Here is a 16706-nt window from a genome sequence, read left to right as displayed (position 1 = left end):
CAGACGCCGATTTCGACGCCTTTTTCCGCGGCCTGCTGCTTCAGGCGGATCGCCGCGGAAAGTCCGGCGGGGCCGCCGCCGACGATCACCACGTCGTATTCCATCGACTCGCGTGGGCCGTATTGCTCCAAAAGACTTGCGGGGGTCATCAATGCTCCTCTTGCCATTAGAATACTTTTTTCGGGTTCGTATTGTCGGGTAACGTTCCCCGTGCCGCAACCCAGCAGGCAATGATTAGCACGACCGTTCTATTTGTTGGCGCTCGAATTGGCGTGCTGGTAGCGCGGCGTTCTGGCGCTTATTCACCTCTGAACAGGAAGCGGAAATGGGCCGTTCGATCAATCTGGAAGGCAAGGTTGCGATGATCACCGGGGCGTCCAGCGGGCTCGGCAAGCGCTTCGCCCAGGTGCTCTCCCAAGCGGGTGCGAAGGTCGTGCTCGCAAGCCGCCGCGTGGAGCGGCTCAAGGAATTGCGCGCCGAAATCGAAGCCAGCGGGGGCGCCGCGCACGTCGTTTCGCTCGACGTGACCGACTACCAGAGCATCCGCTCTGCGGTGGCGCATGCGGAAACGGAGGCGGGGACGATCGACATCCTCGTCAACAATTCGGGCGTCTCCACGACGCAAAAGCTCGCGGACGTCACGCCCGCCGACTTCGAATACGTGTTCGATACCAACACGCGCGGCGCCTTCTTCGTGGCCCAGGAAGTCGCGAGGCGCATGATCATGCGCGGTAACGGCGGCGGCCCGAAGCCGGCTTACCGCATCATCAACATCGCGTCCGTGGCGGGCCTGCGCGTGCTGCCGCAAATCGGCCTCTACGCGATCAGCAAGGCTGCCGTCGTTCACATGACGAAGGCGATGGCGCTCGAATGGGGCCGCCACGGGATCAACGTGAACGCGATCTGCCCCGGCTACATCGACACCGAGATCAACCATCACCACTGGTCGACCGAGCAGGGGCAAAAGCTCGTTTCGATGCTGCCGCGCCACCGGGTCGGCAAGCCCGAAGACCTGGATGGCTTGCTGTTGCTGCTCGCCGCCGACGAGTCGTCGTTCATGAACGGCTCGATCATCACCGCCGACGACGGCTTCGGACTCACCTGACGCCGGGCGGCGAGTCCGGCCGCCGGCATTCTGTCCTATCGCAACAACGTTGAAGTGCAATGAGTGACTACCATCCCGTATTTGAAATGACCATGCCGATCCGCTGGGGCGACATGGACGCGTTCGGCCACGTGAACAACACGATCTATTTCCGCTACATGGAGCAGGTGCGAATTTCCTGGTTCGAGCATCTGGGCGTTGCCGCCGAGAGCGGCGATGGTCAGGGGCCGGTGATCGTCAACGCATCGATGGAATTTCTCAAGCAGCTCCACTACCCGGGCGACATTGTTTGCACGATGACGGTTGGCCAGCCTGGCCGCAGCAGCTTCGACACCGGTTTCGAACTGCGCCGCGCCGACGAGCCGGACACCCTCTACGCGCGCGGCAACGCTCGCTGCGTGTGGATCGACTACGCGGCCGGCAAATCGGTGCCGATTCCCGACATGCTGCGCTCGACCATAGAGCATGCGGGGCTGGTCAAATCCGACCGGGTAGGCTGACTGTCGAGCGCTTTCACTGCCCCAGCAGCCGCTGCAGCAACTCCGTGGCGTTGCCCGTGTCGTATTTGCGCATGAGCCGCGCGCGATAGACATCCACGGTCCGCGAGCTGATCGCCAGAATTCGCCCGATCTGCTTGCTGGTTTTGCCGGTGACGAGCTGCGCGGCAATCTCGCGCTCGCGCGGCGTGAGTTCGACCGCCACGCGCCGCGTCGCACTCAGGTCCTCGAAGGTCCAGACGCCCGCCGCGTGCGGCGCGGCACGGTCGAGCGAGCGTCCCGTGACGTGACACCAGAAAAGCTCGTCGTCGGCGCGTTTCATGATGCGGTCGTCGGCGTAGCTGCCTTGCGCCGTCATGATCGGCGGAATGCGTGCGCCAATGCGCTCGAATTCGTCCGTGGAGGGGTAGAGCACCTGGAACGATTGCCCGATCAGCGCCTCACGCGCGCAGCGGAAAATGGCGGCGACCTGATCGTTGCAATCCACGATGGTCCGTTCGCGCGAAAGCACGAGGCCGATCGGCGCCAGGTGAAAGGCGGTCCGGTAGTCGAGGGCGGAGTGTTCTTCGGGTTTGGAGGTAGCGGCCATGACGGGCGGTGCGGGTATTGCTTTATGTAGTTTTGCGTATTGTGCCGCAACAGGCTGCCAGCGTACGCTTTGCACCCATCGGAGGACTGCTCGCAATGTTCGCATGGCTGTTTTTCAGCGCGTTTGCACAGCCCGTCCGGGCGGCCGGCTTCACGGCAACGCCACCGGGGCATGACTAGAATGGGGCATCCGGACGCGATCGACGTCCGCGCGCCAGCCCGGATTGGCGGATTTCCATAAAAGGAAGGGACACACAGATGAACAAGGTCTACAAAAGCGCGGCAGCCGCGCTCGAAGGCATCGTCAAGGACGGACAGACATTCGCCGTTGGCGGCTTCGGGCTGTGCGGCATTCCCGAGGCGCTGATCGGCGCGCTGCGCGATTCTGGTGTAAAGGGCATTACCTGCATCAGCAACAACGCAGGCGTGGACGGCTTCGGCCTTGGCCTGCTGCTGGAGACGCGCCAGATCAGGAAGATGATCTCGTCGTATGTGGGCGAAAACAAGGAATTCGAGCGCCAGTATCTGTCGGGCGAACTCGAACTCGAATTCACGCCGCAGGGCACGCTGGCGGAGAAACTGCGCGCCGGCGGCGCCGGCATTCCGGCGTTCTTCACGAATACCGGCTTCGGCACGTTGATCGCCGAAGGCAAGGAAACACGCCAGTTCGGCGACAAGCACTATGTGCTCGAGCATTCGCTCACGGCCGACGTCGCGCTCGTGAAGGCCTGGAAGGCCGACAAGTCGGGCAACCTCATCTATCGCCGCACGGCGCGCAACTTCAACCCGATGTGCGCGATGGCGGGCAGAATCACGGTGGTGGAAGTGGAAGAGATTGTCGAAAACGGCGAACTCGATCCGGACGCAATCCATACGCCGGGCATCTTCGTGCAGCGCATCGTGCTCAACGCGCACCCGGAAAAGCGCATCGAACAACGCACCGTGCGCGCCGCATCGGGCAGCCCGGCGGGCAACTGAGGAAGGAGACCGACCATGGCATGGAATCGTGACGAAATGGCCGCGCGCGCGGCGAAGGAACTGCAGGACGGCTTCTACGTGAACCTCGGTATCGGCCTGCCAACGCTTGTGGCCAACCACGTGCCCGCGGGTGTTGAGGTGTGGCTGCAGTCGGAAAACGGCCTGCTCGGCATTGGCCCGTTCCCGACCGACGACGAGGTGGACGCGGACATGATCAACGCCGGCAAGCAGACTGTGACGACGCTGCCGGGCTCTTCGATCTTCTCTTCGGCTGACTCGTTCGCGATGATTCGCGGCGGCCACATCAACCTCGCCATCCTCGGCGCGATGCAGGTGAGCGAGAAGGGCGACCTGGCCAACTGGATGATCCCCGGGAAGATGATCAAGGGCATGGGCGGCGCAATGGACCTCGTGGCAGGCGTCGGTCGCGTGGTCGTGCTGATGGAGCATGTAGCCAAGGGCGACCAGCACAAAATTCTCGAATCCTGCACGTTGCCTCTCACGGGAGTGGGCGTCGTGGACGTGATCATTACCGACCTCGGCGTGATGGAGGTAGGCGAAGCGGGCCTCAAGGTGACCGAGCTCGCACCTGGCGTGACAGTGGACGAGATCGAGGCGAAGACCGGTGCGCCGCTCGATGTGAGCGCCGTGAGCTGAGCGTCGTAGCATAAGCATGATTCTCGACGGGCGGGACTTCGGTCTCGCCCGTTTCGTTTTGCGGTGCTTGCATTGTTGCGCGTCGGCGCTTCGTTGAAACCTCGGCCGAACGGTATAGGCTAAATGACCAGGCGGTGCGCGGCGCGAAGTCCGTCTCGTTGCTCCACGAAGCAGGCCGCAAGCGCCTGAGCGGGCGTTTGTTTGGGGCGTTGCTGCCCATGCCGCGAGGCAAAAGCCGTTTACAATCGGCCGAAAGCCTTGGACTGTCTTTGAGTGAGGACCCCGCGATGACCGAAACGACCGCCGTGCCGCGCCAGCGATATGTCCAGTGTCTGAGTCCGGTGGGCCTGCACCGCATCGCGTATACCGAGTGGGGGGACCCCGCCAATCCGCGTGTGCTTGTGTGCGTGCACGGGCTCACGCGTTCGGGCCGCGACTTCGACCGTTTCGCTGCCGCGATGGCCGATGAATATCGCGTCGTATGCCCGGATGTGGCCGGGCGCGGGCTCTCGTCGTGGCTACCCGATCCGCGAGGCTACGGCGTCGCGCAGTACGTGGCGGACATGGTCACGTTGATCGCGCGCACCGGCGTGGAGCAGGTGGACTGGTTCGGCACCTCGATGGGCGGCCTCATCGGTATGGCGCTCGCGGGGTTGCCGGGCACGCCCATTCGCCGCATGCTGCTCAACGACATCGGGCCGCATATCGAGCCCGCGTCGCTTGAACGCATCGGCGAATACGTCGGTCGCGACGAGCGTTTCGCCACGTTGCAGGATGGCATCGACAATGCTGCGCTTCTGGCGGCGTCGTTCGGTCCGCTGAGTGCCGAGGAGTGGCGCGAGATCAATACGCCGTTGCTGCACGAAGTGGAGGGGCAGTGGCGCTATCGCTACGACCCGCGCGTCGCGGAGCCGTTCAAGTCGGTCACGCCCGAACAGAACGAGGAGGGCGAAAGGTATCTGTGGCGCGCGCTCGCTGCGTTCGAAGGGCCGGTGCTCGTTGTGCGCGGGGCGCTTTCGGACCTGCTTTCGCGCGAAACCGCAGCGAAGATGATCGAGACAGGGCGCAACGTTTCGAGTGTCGAAATTGCCGGCGTGGGACATGCGCCCGCGTTCCTCGCGGCCGGTCAGATTGCGATCGCGCGCCGTTTCTTCGACGGCGAGGCCCTTCGCGGGTCATAATATGAAATTGGTCGGCATATACCGGCGCGCTTTTGGGCGCGCGGAGTCGCACCAGCCCGGGAATCGACCGTTTTCCACTTCTCGACAGGAATTTTCATGGCAGTCATTCGTCACCACGTTGGCCCGCGTCTTTCGGAAACCGCGATCCACAACGGTACCGTCTATCTGGCCGGCCAGATCGCAGAGGACACGAAGCAGGACATCGCCGGCCAGACGCGCGAAGTGCTCGGCCACATCGACCGCCTGCTGGGCGAAGCGAGCAGCGACAAGTCGTTGCTCCTCTCGGTGCAGATTTATATCGCCGACATGAAGGACTTCCCCGGCATGAACGCCGAGTGGGACAAGTGGGTCGCGCAAGGCGCGACGCCGCCGCGCGCGACCGTCGAGGCGAAGCTCGCGAATCCTGAATGCCTCGTCGAAATCGTCGTGGTGGCCGCGCAGCGCGACTGAGCCCAATTTGCCTTTCCCGCGCCGTTTGTGTTTGATCTGTTCTGTAGTCGCCCGTCCGGCATGCCGGTGGCTATCGCCCCATGAGTAGCGACACTGTACCTCCCGACTCCACGGTTTCCGCCGATACCGGCGCGCTGCCGTCGCTCGAAGACGCGCTCGCGTTCGTGCGCGAGCACGCGGCCGACGCTCGTCTCTCCACGGGCGAGCCGCTCTTCGAGCATGCGCAGGGCACGGCGTCCGCCATGAGCCGGCTCAATGTCGATCCGCCCGCGGTGCTCGCCGCGGCGCTCTTCAATTTGGCGCCGCATCTCGACGATCCGGAAGCCACACTTGAAGCGCGTTTCGGAGCGGAAGTGACGAAGCTCGTGTTCGACGTGCGCAAACTGCTGCGGCTCGGCACCGTCAGCCTTCGCGCGGCGCAGGCCGCCCCCGAATCGGGCCGTGAAGGGCGCGACGCCCAGGCGGCGCGGCGTGCGCAGGTCGAGGCGCTGCGCAAGATGCTGCTCGCGTTCGCGCAGGACATCCGCGTCGTGCTGATCCGGCTCGCATCGCGCCTGCAGTCGCTGCGCTACTACGCGGCGGCGAAGATCATGCCGGCGCCCGAAATCGCGCATGAGACGCTGGAGATCTACGCGCCGCTCGCGAACCGCCTTGGCATCTGGCAACTGAAGTGGGAGCTCGAAGATCTCGCGTTCCGCTTCCAGGAGCCCGTCACGTACCGGCGCATCGCGAAGCTGCTCGACGAAAAGCGCGTCGAGCGCGAGAGCTATGTGGCCGAAGCGATCATGCGCCTCAAGCGCGAGCTTGCGGCGGCGCAAATCTCCGCCGAGGTGAGCGGGCGACCAAAGCACATCTACAGCATCTGGAAAAAGATGCGCGGTAAGGAGATCGACTTCTCCGAACTCTACGACGTGCGCGCGTTCCGCGTAATCGTGCCCGACATCAAGGATTGCTACACGGTGCTCGGCATCGTGCACAACCTCTGGCAACCGGTGCCGAAAGAGTTCGACGATTACATCTCGCGGCCCAAGCCCAACGGTTATCGTTCGCTGCACACGGTTGTGATCGGCGACGACGGCCGCGCGTTCGAAGTGCAGATTCGCACGCAGGAGATGCATCAGTTCGCCGAATACGGCGTGGCCGCACACTGGCGCTACAAGGAGGCCGGTGCGAAAGGTTACGGCGGGCAGTTCAGCGCGAGCAGCAGTTACGACGAGAAGATCGCGTGGCTGCGCCAACTGCTCGCGTGGAAGGACGACGTATCGGATGGGCGCCAGCCGTGGGAGCAGTTGCGCCAGGCTACGCTCGACGATGACCACATCTATGTCCTCACGCCCCAGGCCCGCGTAATTGCGCTGCCGCAGGGCGCGACGCCGCTCGACTTCGCCTATCACCTGCACAGCGAACTCGGCCACCGCTGCCGCGGCGCACGCGTGGATGGCGCGATGGTGCCGCTCAACACGCAGCTTCGCAACGGGCAGACGGTGGAGGTCGTCGCGGTGAAGGAGGGCGGACCGTCGCGCGACTGGCTCAATCCGCAGCTCGGCTATCTGCATAGCCCGCGTGCGCGCCAGAAGGTGCGCGCATGGTTCAACGCGATCGAGGCGCAGGAAAACATCGCCAACGGCCGCGCGATGGTGGAAAAAACACTGCAGCGCGAGGGCCGCACGTCGGTCAATCTCGATCAGCTCGCGGCCAAGCTCGGCTTCAAGTCGACCGATGACCTCTTCAGTGTGGTCGGCAAGGAAGAGTTCAGCCTGCGCAACATCGAGCACGCCCTGCACAACGCGCCCGCGCCCGAGCCCGAACAGGAAACGCCCGAGCAGCTCACCAAGCGCGCAAGCGGCGCGAACGTCGCGCATGGCGGGTCGTCGGGGGTGCTGGTGGTCGGGGTGGATGCGCTGCTCACGCAGCTCGCGCGCTGCTGCCGGCCCGCGCCGCCCGACGCGATCAGCGGTTTCGTCACGCGCGGCAAGGGCATGTCGATCCACCGCAGCGACTGCGCGACCTTCCTGCGCATGGCCAGCCGCGCGCCCGAGCGCGTGCTGCACACCACATGGTCCGCCGACGTGATGGACGGGCGCGGCCAGTCGGTCTATCCGGTCGATATTTCAATCGAAGCCACCGACCGCCAAGGCTTGCTGCGCGATATTTCCGAAGTGTTCGCGCGCGAAAAGATGAACGTGATCGGCGTGAAAACGCAGTCGCGCCGCAACGCGGCTTACATGCAGTTCACGGTCGAAGTATCGAATTCCGCCCAGATCCAGCGTGCCTGCGTGCTGCTGGGTGACGTGAGCGGAGTGCTGCGGGCCTTGCGTAAGAGCTGAGGCACGTACGCCGTTGCCGCGACGCAAAAAAACCACTTGCCAAGTCTGGGCATGCTTCATATAATCTTCCTTCTTCAGGCTCGTAGCTCAGCTGGTTAGAGCACCACCTTGACATGGTGGGGGTCGTTGGTTCGAGTCCAATCGAGCCTACCAACGAAATCGGGATTCTGGTTTTGCCGGAATTTCAATGCGGTAAAGCGCTGGACCTTAAAGGAAGCGCCATAAGGCGAATACGGTTATGACACCGCGAACGTTCACCGAAACTACTTCGGAGCGACGCTAGTCGAGGACCTATTTCGCCTCTGCAGTCTGGTTTGAAATGTGAATGCGGCCCCTCGAAAGCGGGGCCGCATTTTTTTTCGCCGCAAGTTTTGCGCGGGGCTGCCCGAGCGGCAGTCTTCCACGAACAATACGAGTGCCTTCACGGTACTTCTGGAGAAAAACATGGTTGCGATACGTCTGCCCGACGGTTCGGTTCGACAGTACGATCATCCCGTCACGGTCGCCGAAGTGGCGGCTTCGATCGGTCCCGGCCTCGCCAAGGCGGCGCTCGGCGGCAAGCTCGACGGCGAACTGGTCGATACGTCGACGCTGATCGATCACGACGCATCGCTTGCCATCGTCACGGACAAGGATGCCGACGGCCTCGACATCATCCGTCACTCCACGGCGCACCTGCTGGCCTACGCGGTCAAGGAACTGTATCCGGAAGCGCAGGTCACGATCGGGCCGGTCATCGACAACGGCTTTTACTACGACTTCGCCTACAACCGCCCCTTCACGCCCGAGGATCTCGAAAAGATCGAAAAGCGTATGCAGGAACTCGCGAAGAAGGACGAGCCGGTGTCGCGCCGCGTTGTCTCGCGCGGCGAGGCGGTGGACTACTTCAAGAGCATAGGCGAGAAGTACAAGGCCGAGATCATCGAATCGATTCCGGGCGCCGAAGAAATCAAGCTGTACTCGCACGGCGGTTTCACGGATTTGTGCCGCGGCCCGCACGTGCCGTCCACGGGCAAGCTCAAGGTCTTCAAGCTCATGAAGGTCGCGGGTGCGTACTGGCGCGGCGACTCGAAGAACGAGCAACTGCAGCGCATCTACGGCACGGCCTGGACGAAGAAGGAAGACCAGGACCAGTACCTGCACATGCTCGAAGAGGCCGAAAAGCGCGACCATCGCAAGCTCGGCAAGCAGCTCGACCTGTTCCACATGCAGGACGAGTCGCCGGGCATGGTGTTCTGGCACCCGAAGGGCTGGACGCTCTGGCAGCAGGTCGAGCAGTACATGCGAGGTCGCCTGCGCGTGGCCGGCTACGACGAAATCAAGACGCCGATGATCATGGACCGCTCGCTGTGGGAGGCGTCGGGGCACTGGCAGAATTATCGTGAAAACATGTTCACGACGGAGTCGGAGAAGCGCGACTACGCCATCAAGCCGATGAACTGCCCGGGGCACGTCCAGGTGTTCAACCATGGTCTGCGCTCGTACCGCGATCTGCCGCTGCGCTACGCGGAATTCGGCTCGTGCCACCGCAACGAGGCGTCGGGCGCGCTGCACGGCCTCATGCGTGTGCGCGGTTTCGTCCAGGACGACGCGCACATCTTCTGCACGGAAGACCAGATCATCAGCGAGTCGATCGCCTTCAACACGCTGGCGATGAGTATTTACAAGGATTTCGGGTTCGATCACATCGACATCAAGCTCTCGCTGCGCCCGGATTCGCGCGCGGGGACGGATGAGACGTGGGACCGCGCCGAGCAGGGCCTGCGCGACGCGCTGACGGCTTGCGGTCTGAAATGGGAGGAGTTGCCGGGCGAGGGCGCGTTCTACGGTCCGAAGGTCGAGTACCACATCAAGGATGCGCTCGGCCGCTCGTGGCAGTGCGGCACGCTGCAGCTCGACATGGTGCTGCCGGAGCGCCTGGGCGCCGAGTACGTCGCCGAGGACAACAGCCGCCGCCGTCCGATCATGCTGCACCGCGCCATTCTCGGTTCGATGGAGCGTTTTCTCGGGATTCTGATCGAGCACCATGCCGGCGCGATGCCGCCGTGGCTCGCTCCTGTGCAGGCCGTTGTGATGAATATCGCGGAAAGTCAGGCCGAATATGCCGCAAATCTGGTTCAATCGTTGCAAAAACAAGGGCTTAGAGTGGTGGCCGATTTGCGCAACGAGAAAATTAGCTATAAAATACGCGAGCACACGCTTGAGAAGGTTCCATACCTGCTTGTCGTCGGCGACAAGGAGCGTGAAGCACAAACGGTAGCCGTGCGTGCCCGTGGCGGCGTCGATCTGGGTGTCATGCCGGTCGAAGCCTTTACTGCACGTCTTGCGGAAGACGTCAAGACGTTCAAGTAAGCCACTGCGGCAGCGCGGCTCGTTTTTTTCAATTTTTAGAGGAAACGTAACATCGCTACGGATAAGTCGCATCGCATCAACGGTGAAATTTCTGCACCCGAGGTGCGTCTCGTCGGAGTCGACAATGAGCCTCTCGGTATCGTAAAGCTGGCTGATGCGTTCCGCATGGCGGAACAACAGGACGTCGATCTGGTTGAAATTGCCCCGCAGGCTGTGCCTCCGGTGTGCCGTTTGATGGATTACGGCAAGTTCAAATACCAGGAGGCGAAGAAGCAGCACGAGGCCAAGCTCAAGCAAAAGGTCATCCAGGTCAAGGAAGTCAAATTCCGCCCGGGTACCGACGACGGCGATTACAACGTCAAGCTGCGCAATCTCGTCCGCTTCCTCGAGGATGGCGACAAGACGAAGATCACGTTGCGTTTCCGCGGCCGCGAAATGGCTCACCAGGAAATCGGCATGCGCATGCTCGAGCGCCTGCGTACCGATCTGGAAGAAGTCGGTCAGGTCGAGCAGATGCCGAAGATGGAAGGGCGCCAGATGATCATGGTGCTCGCTCCGAAGAAGAAGAAGTAAGCTGGCGCGCCGCGCGATGCAATCCGCGCGGTGGCCAAATGCAGTTTTCAATGACGCCTTCGGCGCACTTGCGCGCGGAAGGCGGGAAGCAGGTTCCGGAACGGCGCCCGCGCGCTGCACGAAACAGTGCGGCAACCGGGCGCTTTTCCTGAAAGCGGCGGTTAGCACTATCAGCCAGTCGCCAAAACAAGTGGAGTGGGTTTCGAAGGGCGGATGAAGGGCGAAACGCAATGCGCAAGCCAGCCGCACACCCATGTCCATCTAATAATGGAGTTGTTCGTCATGCCCAAGATGAAGACCAAGAAGAGCGCTGCAAAGCGCTTCGTGGTGCGTCCGGGTGGTACCGTCAAGCGCGGCCAAGCCTTCAAGCGTCACATCCTGACCAAGAAGACCACCAAGAACAAGCGTCATCTGCGCGGTGCAACGGCAGTTCACGATTCCGATCTGAACTCCGTGCGCGCAATGCTGCCGTTCGCGTAACTCAACTCACACTCATAGGAGCGAAACATGCCTCGAGTCAAACGTGGGGTTACCGCACGGGCCCGTCACAAGAAGATCATCAACCTGGCCAAGGGTTACCGCGGCCGTCGCAATAACGTCTATCGCATCGCCAAGCAGGCGGTCATGCGCGCAGGCCAGTACGCCTACCGCGATCGCCGCAACAAGAAGCGTGTGTTCCGCGCACTGTGGATCACGCGTATCAACGCGGCGGTGCGTCAGCACGACATGACCTACAGCGTGTTCATCAACGGCCTGAAGAAGGCTTCGATCGAACTCGACCGCAAGGTCCTGGCTGACATGGCTGTGTTCGACAAGGCCGCATTTGCTGCGATCGTCAAGCAGGTGAAGGCCGCCGTCGCTGCCTAAGTTGGGTAACTGAGTTAGGTATTGCGCAGATTCGTTGCAGCAGATATTCCGGTAGTCTCGGTGATGCTGCAACAAAAACGGGGCTCCTCACCGAGCCCCGTTTTTGTTGGTAATCACGCTTCTTGCGCCGCTTCATGCTGTGTCTTCGCGCCGTCATTGCAACGCTTCATCATGGCGTGCCGTAAGCGCGGGGACGCTCCAAGTCTCAAACTCTGACGCTGAAAAGATGGGATCAATGGATCTGGACCAGATTGTCGCCGACGCGCAGCGCGCGTTCGCTGGCGCCCCCGACGTCAACACGCTTGAAAACGAAAAGGCCCGCTTTCTCGGCAAGTCCGGCGCGCTCACCGAACTGCTCAAGGGCCTCGGCAAGCTCGACGCGCAAACGCGCAAGACCGAGGGCGCGCGCATCAACGCCGTCAAGCAACAAGTGGAAGCTGCGCTCAACGCACGCCGTCAGGCGCTTGCCGACGCGCTGCTGAACCAGCGTCTCGCCGCCGAGGCGATCGACGTCACGCTGCCTGGCCGCGGCACCGGCACCGGCAGTCTGCATCCGGTGATGCAGACGTGGGAGCGCGTCGAGCGCATCTTCGGCTCGATCGGCTTCGACGTGGCCGACGGTCCCGAGATCGAAACCGACTGGTACAACTTCACCTCGCTCAACAGCCCGGAAAACCATCCGGCGCGTTCGATGCAGGACACGTTCTACGTGGACGGCAAGGACGCCGACGGCCGTCAGCTTTTGTTGCGCACGCACACAAGTCCGATGCAGGTGCGCTACGCGCGCACGCACACACCGCCGATCAAGGTGATCGTGCCGGGCCGCACCTATCGCGTGGACAGCGACGCGACGCACTCGCCGATGTTCAACCAGGTCGAAGGCCTGTGGATCGAAGAGAACATCAGTTTCGCCGACCTTAAGGGTGTCTACACCGACTTCCTCAAGAAGTTCTTCGAGCGTGACGACATTCAGGTGCGCTTCCGTCCGTCGTACTTCCCGTTCACGGAGCCGTCGGCCGAAATCGACATGATGTTCGAGCACGGCAAGAACGCCGGCAAGTGGCTCGAAATCTCGGGCTCGGGCCAGGTGCATCCGACCGTGATCCGCAACATGGGCCTCGACCCGGAGCGCTACATCGGCTTTGCGTTCGGCAGCGGCCTCGAACGCCTGACGATGCTGCGTTACGGCGTGCAGGATCTGCGCCTGTTCTTCGAAGGCGATCTGCGCTTTTTGCGTCAGTTCGCTTAACCGAAGCAACGCATCCGTTAGCAGCGCGCGAGGCGGACGCGGCACTTGCCAAAGATGCGCGAGAACCCGCCTTCGCGACGGTCACAATCTGTCTGGAACGTAAAACCAAATGCTATTCCCCGAATCCTGGCTGAGAAGCTTTGTCGATCCGAAGCTCACGACCGATGAACTGGCCCACGCGCTCACCATGGCCGGCCTCGAAGTGGAAGGCCTGCGCCCGGCCGCGCCGCCCACCACGAAGATCGTCGTGGGCTGCGTGCTCGAAGTCGTGAAGCACCCGGACGCGGACAAGCTCAACGTCACGCAGGTCGATGCCGGCACCGGCGCGACGCTGCAGATCGTGTGCGGCGCCCCCAACGTCGCGCCCGGCATCAAGGTACCCGTGGCGCTCGTGGGCGCCGAGTTGCCTCCCGCCGAAGAAGGCGGCAAGCCATTCGCGATCAGGCTCTCGAAGCTGCGCGGCGTGGAAAGCCAGGGCATGCTGTGCTCGGCGCGCGAGCTCAAGCTCTCGGAAGACCACAGCGGCCTCATGATCCTGCCGGAAGACACGCCGATCGGCCAGGACATCCGCGAGGCGCTTAATCTCGACGACACCATCTTCGAAATCAAGCTCACGCCGAACAAGGCCGACTGCCTTTCGGTGTATGGCATCGCGCGCGAAACGGCCGCGATCACGGGCGCGCCGTTGCAGGCGCCTGTGTATCCGCAAGTCGAAGTGAAGCTCGACGGCGCCAACGCCCGGCTACCCGTGAAGATTTCGGCGCCGGACCTGTGCGGCCGTTTCTCGGGTCGCGTGATCCGCGGCGTGAACGCGCACGCGAAGACGCCGATGTGGATGGTCGAGCGTCTCGAGCGTTCGGGCCAGCGCAGCATCTCCGCGCTCGTCGACATTTCGAACTACGTGATGCTCGAACTGGGCCGCCCGTCGCACGTGTTCGATCTCGACAAGATCCACGGCGCGATGGACGTGCGCTGGGGCAAGAAGGGGGAAACGCTCAAGCTGCTCAACGGCAACACCGTCGAAGTCGATGAAACCGTGGGCGTGATCGCCGACGAGCGCGAGATCGAAAGCCTCGCGGGCATCATGGGCGGCGACAGTACGGCTGTCTCGCTCGACACCACGAATATCTATCTCGAAGCCGCTTTCTGGTGGCCGGACAGCATTCGTGGCCGCTCGCGCCGCTACAACTTCTCGACCGATGCGGGCCATCGCTTCGAGCGCGGCGTGGACTGGTCGACGACCGTCGAGCACATCGAGCGCATTACGCAGCTGATCCTCGATATCTGCGGCGGCGAAGCCGGCCCGGTCGACGATCAAACCGTCAACGTGCCGAAGCGCGAGCCGGTGAAGATGCGCGTGGCGCGCGCGAATCGCATCATCGGCGTGACGATCGGCGCCGACGAAATCGCGCAGATTTTCACGCGTCTGGGTCTCGCGTTCGAACGCGACGGCGATGAAAGCTTCAGTGTGACGCCGCCGCCGTATCGCTTCGACATCGAGATCGAAGAGGACCTGATCGAAGAAGTCGCGCGTATCTACGGCGTCGAGAGGATTCCGGCGCGGCCGCCCGTCGCGCGCAGCGAAATGCGCGCAACGAACGAAACGCGCCGCTCGATCCATGCGATCCGCCACGCGCTCGCTGCGCGCGACTACGCGGAGACAATCAGCTTCAGCTTCGTCGACGCCGAGTGGGAGCAGGACTTCGCGGGCAACGCGAATCCCGTGAAACTGCTTAACCCGATCGCGAGCCAGCTCTCGGTCATGCGCACGACACTGTTCGGCAGCCTCATCAACGTGCTGCGCCATAACCTCAATCGCCGCGCCGACCGCGTGCGCGTGTTCGAGGCGGGCCGCGTGTTCCTGCACGATCCGTCGATCAAGGCCGGCGAGATGGCGGTGGAAGGTTTCGCACAACCGAAGATGATCGGCGCGCTCGCGTACGGTCCCGCGCTCGAAGAGCAGTGGGGCGCGCAAACGCGCGGCGTGGACTTCTTCGACGTGAAGGGCGATCTCGAAGCGCTGTTTGCGTCGCTCGGCGCCGCGAAGGCCCCGCGTTTCGTGAAGGCCGAACACCCGGCGCTGCACCCGGGACGTAGCGCGCGTGTCGAAGTCGATGGCAAGGCCGTGGGCTGGATCGGCGAACTGCATCCGCGCTGGATGCAGAAGTACGATCTGCCGCACGCGCCGATCCTTTTCGAAGTGGAAGCCGAAGCGCTGATGGCGCGCGAGCTGCCAGTACCGGCCGAAGTCTCGAAGTTCCCGCCGGTCCGCCGCGACATCGCGCTTGTCGTCGATCAGAAGATCGAGGTGCAAGCGCTGCTCGACGAGTTCCAGAAGGGCATGCAAGACGAGGCTTGCCGGATTGTGCAGAGGGTTGCGCTTTTCGATGAATTTCGTGCAAAATCAAATACTTCCGGACTTGGCGCGGACGAGAAAAGCCTTGCCTTCCGGGTGACCCTGCAAGATACTGGCGGAACCCTTCAGGACGAAACGGTCGATGCGGCCATCAAGTCCCTGGTGGATCGCCTGGCTCGAGTGTATGGCGCCCGGTTGCGCGGATAAGCTCCTCGGCTCATCACGTACCGACATCGGCTTTCGGGTTTGCGAGCTTGCAAATCACCGCAAGTTATCGCAAACAACCGGAAGCGCGCCATTTCATAGATAGATGAACGAAATGAACTCGAGTGATTTCGAAGCCCTTCTTGCGGCACAGCGTAGCGCCATGATTCGCGACATTCCTGCCTCGTCGGCAAGCGCCACGAACGACACGCCCACGCTGACGAAAGCCGAACTCGCTGAGCTGCTGTTCGACAACGTCGGTCTCAACAAGCGCGAAGCGAAGGACATGGTCGAAGCCTTCTTCGAAGTGATTCGCGACGCGCTCGAAAGCGGCGACAGCGTGAAGCTGTCGGGCTTCGGCAATTTCCAGTTGCGCGACAAGCCGCAACGTCCAGGTCGCAATCCGAAGACGGGCGAAGCGATTCCCATCGCGGCGCGCCGTGTCGTGACGTTTCATGCGAGCCAGAAGCTGAAGGCGCTCGTGGAGAGTGGCGCCGAAGCGAGCTTCCCGCGTTGATGCGTTGAGCTTGCATGCCCGCGGAGGCGGCACCAGGGCAGGCGTGAATGAATGAGCGGAATTAGCGGACTTCAAGGACCCAGGCGGCGACGCCTCATTGCGCAACCACCACGACGGCAACCCGGCGATGACATCGACAAGCGAAAAGGTCGTCTTGCCTCCCATTCCCGCCAAGCGCTACTTCACCATTGGCGAGGTGAGCGAGCTGTGCGGCGTGAAGCCTCATGTGCTGCGGTATTGGGAGCAGGAGTTCACGCAGTTGAAGCCGGTGAAGCGGCGCGGTAATCGTCGCTATTACCAGCATCACGAGGTGTTGCTGATCCGGCGGATCCGCGAACTGCTCTACGAGCAGGGGTTCACGATCAACGGCGCGCGCAATCGTCTCGATTCGCACGGGGCGATGATGGGCGAACCGGCGCAGTCCGAAACATCGGGCGAACCCGTTGTCGAAGGCAGAATGGCTCTCGTCGATGTCGATCAGCTGCGCAAGGAACTGCTGCATGTGCTCGACATGCTCGGGCGCTGAAGTCCTGCTCGATACGCGTGGCTGTCCGGTGAATACGAATTGCGATCGAAGCGGTTCTAATTAGAGAAACTGTCTGTTATACTCTCTAGCTCTCGGGGCGTAGCGCAGCCTGGTAGCGTACCTGCATGGGGTGCAGGTGGTCGGAGGTTCAAATCCTCTCGCCCCGACCAGAATAGAGCCCGCGTGGTCGAAAGACTACGCGGGCTTTGTCTTTTGCGCGGCGCGCAAGCGCGCGCGTATAAGCGCTGGCGAAGCACCGACAAAGACGAACAAAGACAA

Annotated in this window: 17 protein-coding genes and 2 tRNA genes; 17 read left to right on the top strand and 2 right to left on the bottom strand. The window is 62.5% G+C overall.

What is annotated here, in order from left to right:
- On the bottom strand, window positions 1-149 hold a 149-nt coding region (locus BLU17_RS32210), incomplete at its 3' end, for an FAD-dependent oxidoreductase (RefSeq protein WP_143189185.1).
- 176 nt (window positions 150-325) lie between these two features.
- Here BLU17_RS32210 and BLU17_RS06065 point away from each other — a divergent pair.
- Together BLU17_RS06065 and BLU17_RS06060 are read left to right on the top strand one after the other, a co-directional pair.
- Entirely contained in the window at window positions 326-1105 is a 780-nt protein-coding gene (locus tag BLU17_RS06065) for an SDR family oxidoreductase (RefSeq protein WP_091995748.1), read from the top strand.
- A gap of 59 nt (window positions 1106-1164) precedes the next feature.
- Window positions 1165-1605 carry an acyl-CoA thioesterase gene (locus BLU17_RS06060; RefSeq protein ID WP_091995746.1) on the top strand — a complete coding sequence of 147 codons (441 nt, stop codon included), beginning with the start codon at window positions 1165-1167 and terminating at the stop codon, window positions 1603-1605.
- Between the two features lie 13 nt (window positions 1606-1618).
- Here BLU17_RS06060 and BLU17_RS06055 read toward each other — a convergent pair whose 3' ends face one another.
- On the bottom strand, window positions 1619-2191 hold the full coding sequence (locus BLU17_RS06055) for a LuxR C-terminal-related transcriptional regulator (protein WP_091995743.1): 573 nt from the start codon (window positions 2189-2191) through the stop codon (window positions 1619-1621).
- A 257-nt stretch (window positions 2192-2448) separates the two neighbouring features.
- Here BLU17_RS06055 and BLU17_RS06050 point away from each other — a divergent pair, with 257 nt between their 5' ends.
- The 15 genes from BLU17_RS06050 to BLU17_RS05980 all read left to right on the top strand — a co-directional run bounded on the left by BLU17_RS06050 (window position 2449) and on the right by BLU17_RS05980 (window position 16597).
- Entirely contained in the window at window positions 2449-3168 is a 720-nt protein-coding gene (locus BLU17_RS06050) for a CoA transferase subunit A (protein WP_091995741.1), read from the top strand.
- Window positions 3169-3183: 15 nt separating this feature from the next.
- Window positions 3184-3825, top strand: coding sequence for a CoA transferase subunit B (locus tag BLU17_RS06045; protein WP_091995739.1), 642 nt, complete (start codon window positions 3184-3186; stop codon window positions 3823-3825).
- A 287-nt stretch (window positions 3826-4112) separates the two neighbouring features.
- Window positions 4113-5006, top strand: a complete 894-nt coding sequence (locus BLU17_RS06040; protein ID WP_091995737.1) for an alpha/beta fold hydrolase — start codon at window positions 4113-4115, stop codon at window positions 5004-5006.
- 96 nt (window positions 5007-5102) lie between these two features.
- A complete protein-coding gene (locus BLU17_RS06035; RefSeq protein WP_091995735.1) occupies window positions 5103-5456 on the top strand; it encodes a RidA family protein in 354 nt (117 codons plus the stop codon).
- 80 nt (window positions 5457-5536) lie between these two features.
- Complete coding sequence (locus BLU17_RS06030; RefSeq protein WP_091995733.1) at window positions 5537-7783, top strand: RelA/SpoT family protein; 2247 nt, start codon at window positions 5537-5539, stop codon at window positions 7781-7783.
- Window positions 7784-7859: 76 nt separating this feature from the next.
- Window positions 7860-7936: transfer RNA gene (locus BLU17_RS06025), tRNA-Val, on the top strand.
- A 291-nt stretch (window positions 7937-8227) separates the two neighbouring features.
- The gene (gene thrS, locus BLU17_RS06020) at window positions 8228-10135 is read left to right on the top strand and encodes a threonine--tRNA ligase (protein WP_091995731.1); all 1908 of its coding nucleotides are present in this window, start codon (window positions 8228-8230) and stop codon (window positions 10133-10135) included.
- A gap of 51 nt (window positions 10136-10186) precedes the next feature.
- Window positions 10187-10708, top strand: coding sequence for a translation initiation factor IF-3 (gene infC / locus BLU17_RS06015; protein ID WP_091995729.1), 522 nt, complete (start codon window positions 10187-10189; stop codon window positions 10706-10708).
- Between the two features lie 282 nt (window positions 10709-10990).
- Entirely contained in the window at window positions 10991-11188 is a 198-nt protein-coding gene (rpmI, locus tag BLU17_RS06010) for a 50S ribosomal protein L35 (RefSeq protein ID WP_004191477.1), read from the top strand.
- Window positions 11189-11215: 27 nt separating this feature from the next.
- On the top strand, window positions 11216-11575 hold the full coding sequence (gene rplT, locus BLU17_RS06005; RefSeq protein WP_004192938.1) for a 50S ribosomal protein L20: 360 nt from the start codon (window positions 11216-11218) through the stop codon (window positions 11573-11575).
- A 235-nt stretch (window positions 11576-11810) separates the two neighbouring features.
- Entirely contained in the window at window positions 11811-12824 is a 1014-nt protein-coding gene (pheS, locus tag BLU17_RS06000; protein WP_176928935.1) for a phenylalanine--tRNA ligase subunit alpha, read from the top strand.
- Between the two features lie 109 nt (window positions 12825-12933).
- Window positions 12934-15387 (top strand): phenylalanine--tRNA ligase subunit beta, encoded by a 2454-nt coding sequence (pheT, locus tag BLU17_RS05995; protein ID WP_091995724.1) that lies wholly within the window; start codon window positions 12934-12936, stop codon window positions 15385-15387.
- 103 nt (window positions 15388-15490) lie between these two features.
- Entirely contained in the window at window positions 15491-15901 is a 411-nt protein-coding gene (locus BLU17_RS05990; RefSeq protein ID WP_028204248.1) for an integration host factor subunit alpha, read from the top strand.
- 127 nt (window positions 15902-16028) lie between these two features.
- Window positions 16029-16427, top strand: coding sequence for a MerR family transcriptional regulator (locus tag BLU17_RS05985; RefSeq protein WP_091995808.1), 399 nt, complete (start codon window positions 16029-16031; stop codon window positions 16425-16427).
- Between the two features lie 93 nt (window positions 16428-16520).
- Window positions 16521-16597: transfer RNA gene (locus BLU17_RS05980), tRNA-Pro, on the top strand.
- The last annotated feature ends 109 nt before the right edge of the window (window positions 16598-16706 follow it).

This window comes from Paraburkholderia lycopersici (assembly GCF_900096975.1).
GTDB lineage: Bacteria > Pseudomonadota > Gammaproteobacteria > Burkholderiales > Burkholderiaceae > Paraburkholderia > Paraburkholderia lycopersici.
The sequence above is the reverse complement of the archived record's forward strand: the minus strand, read 5'-3'. Positions and strand labels throughout refer to the sequence as shown.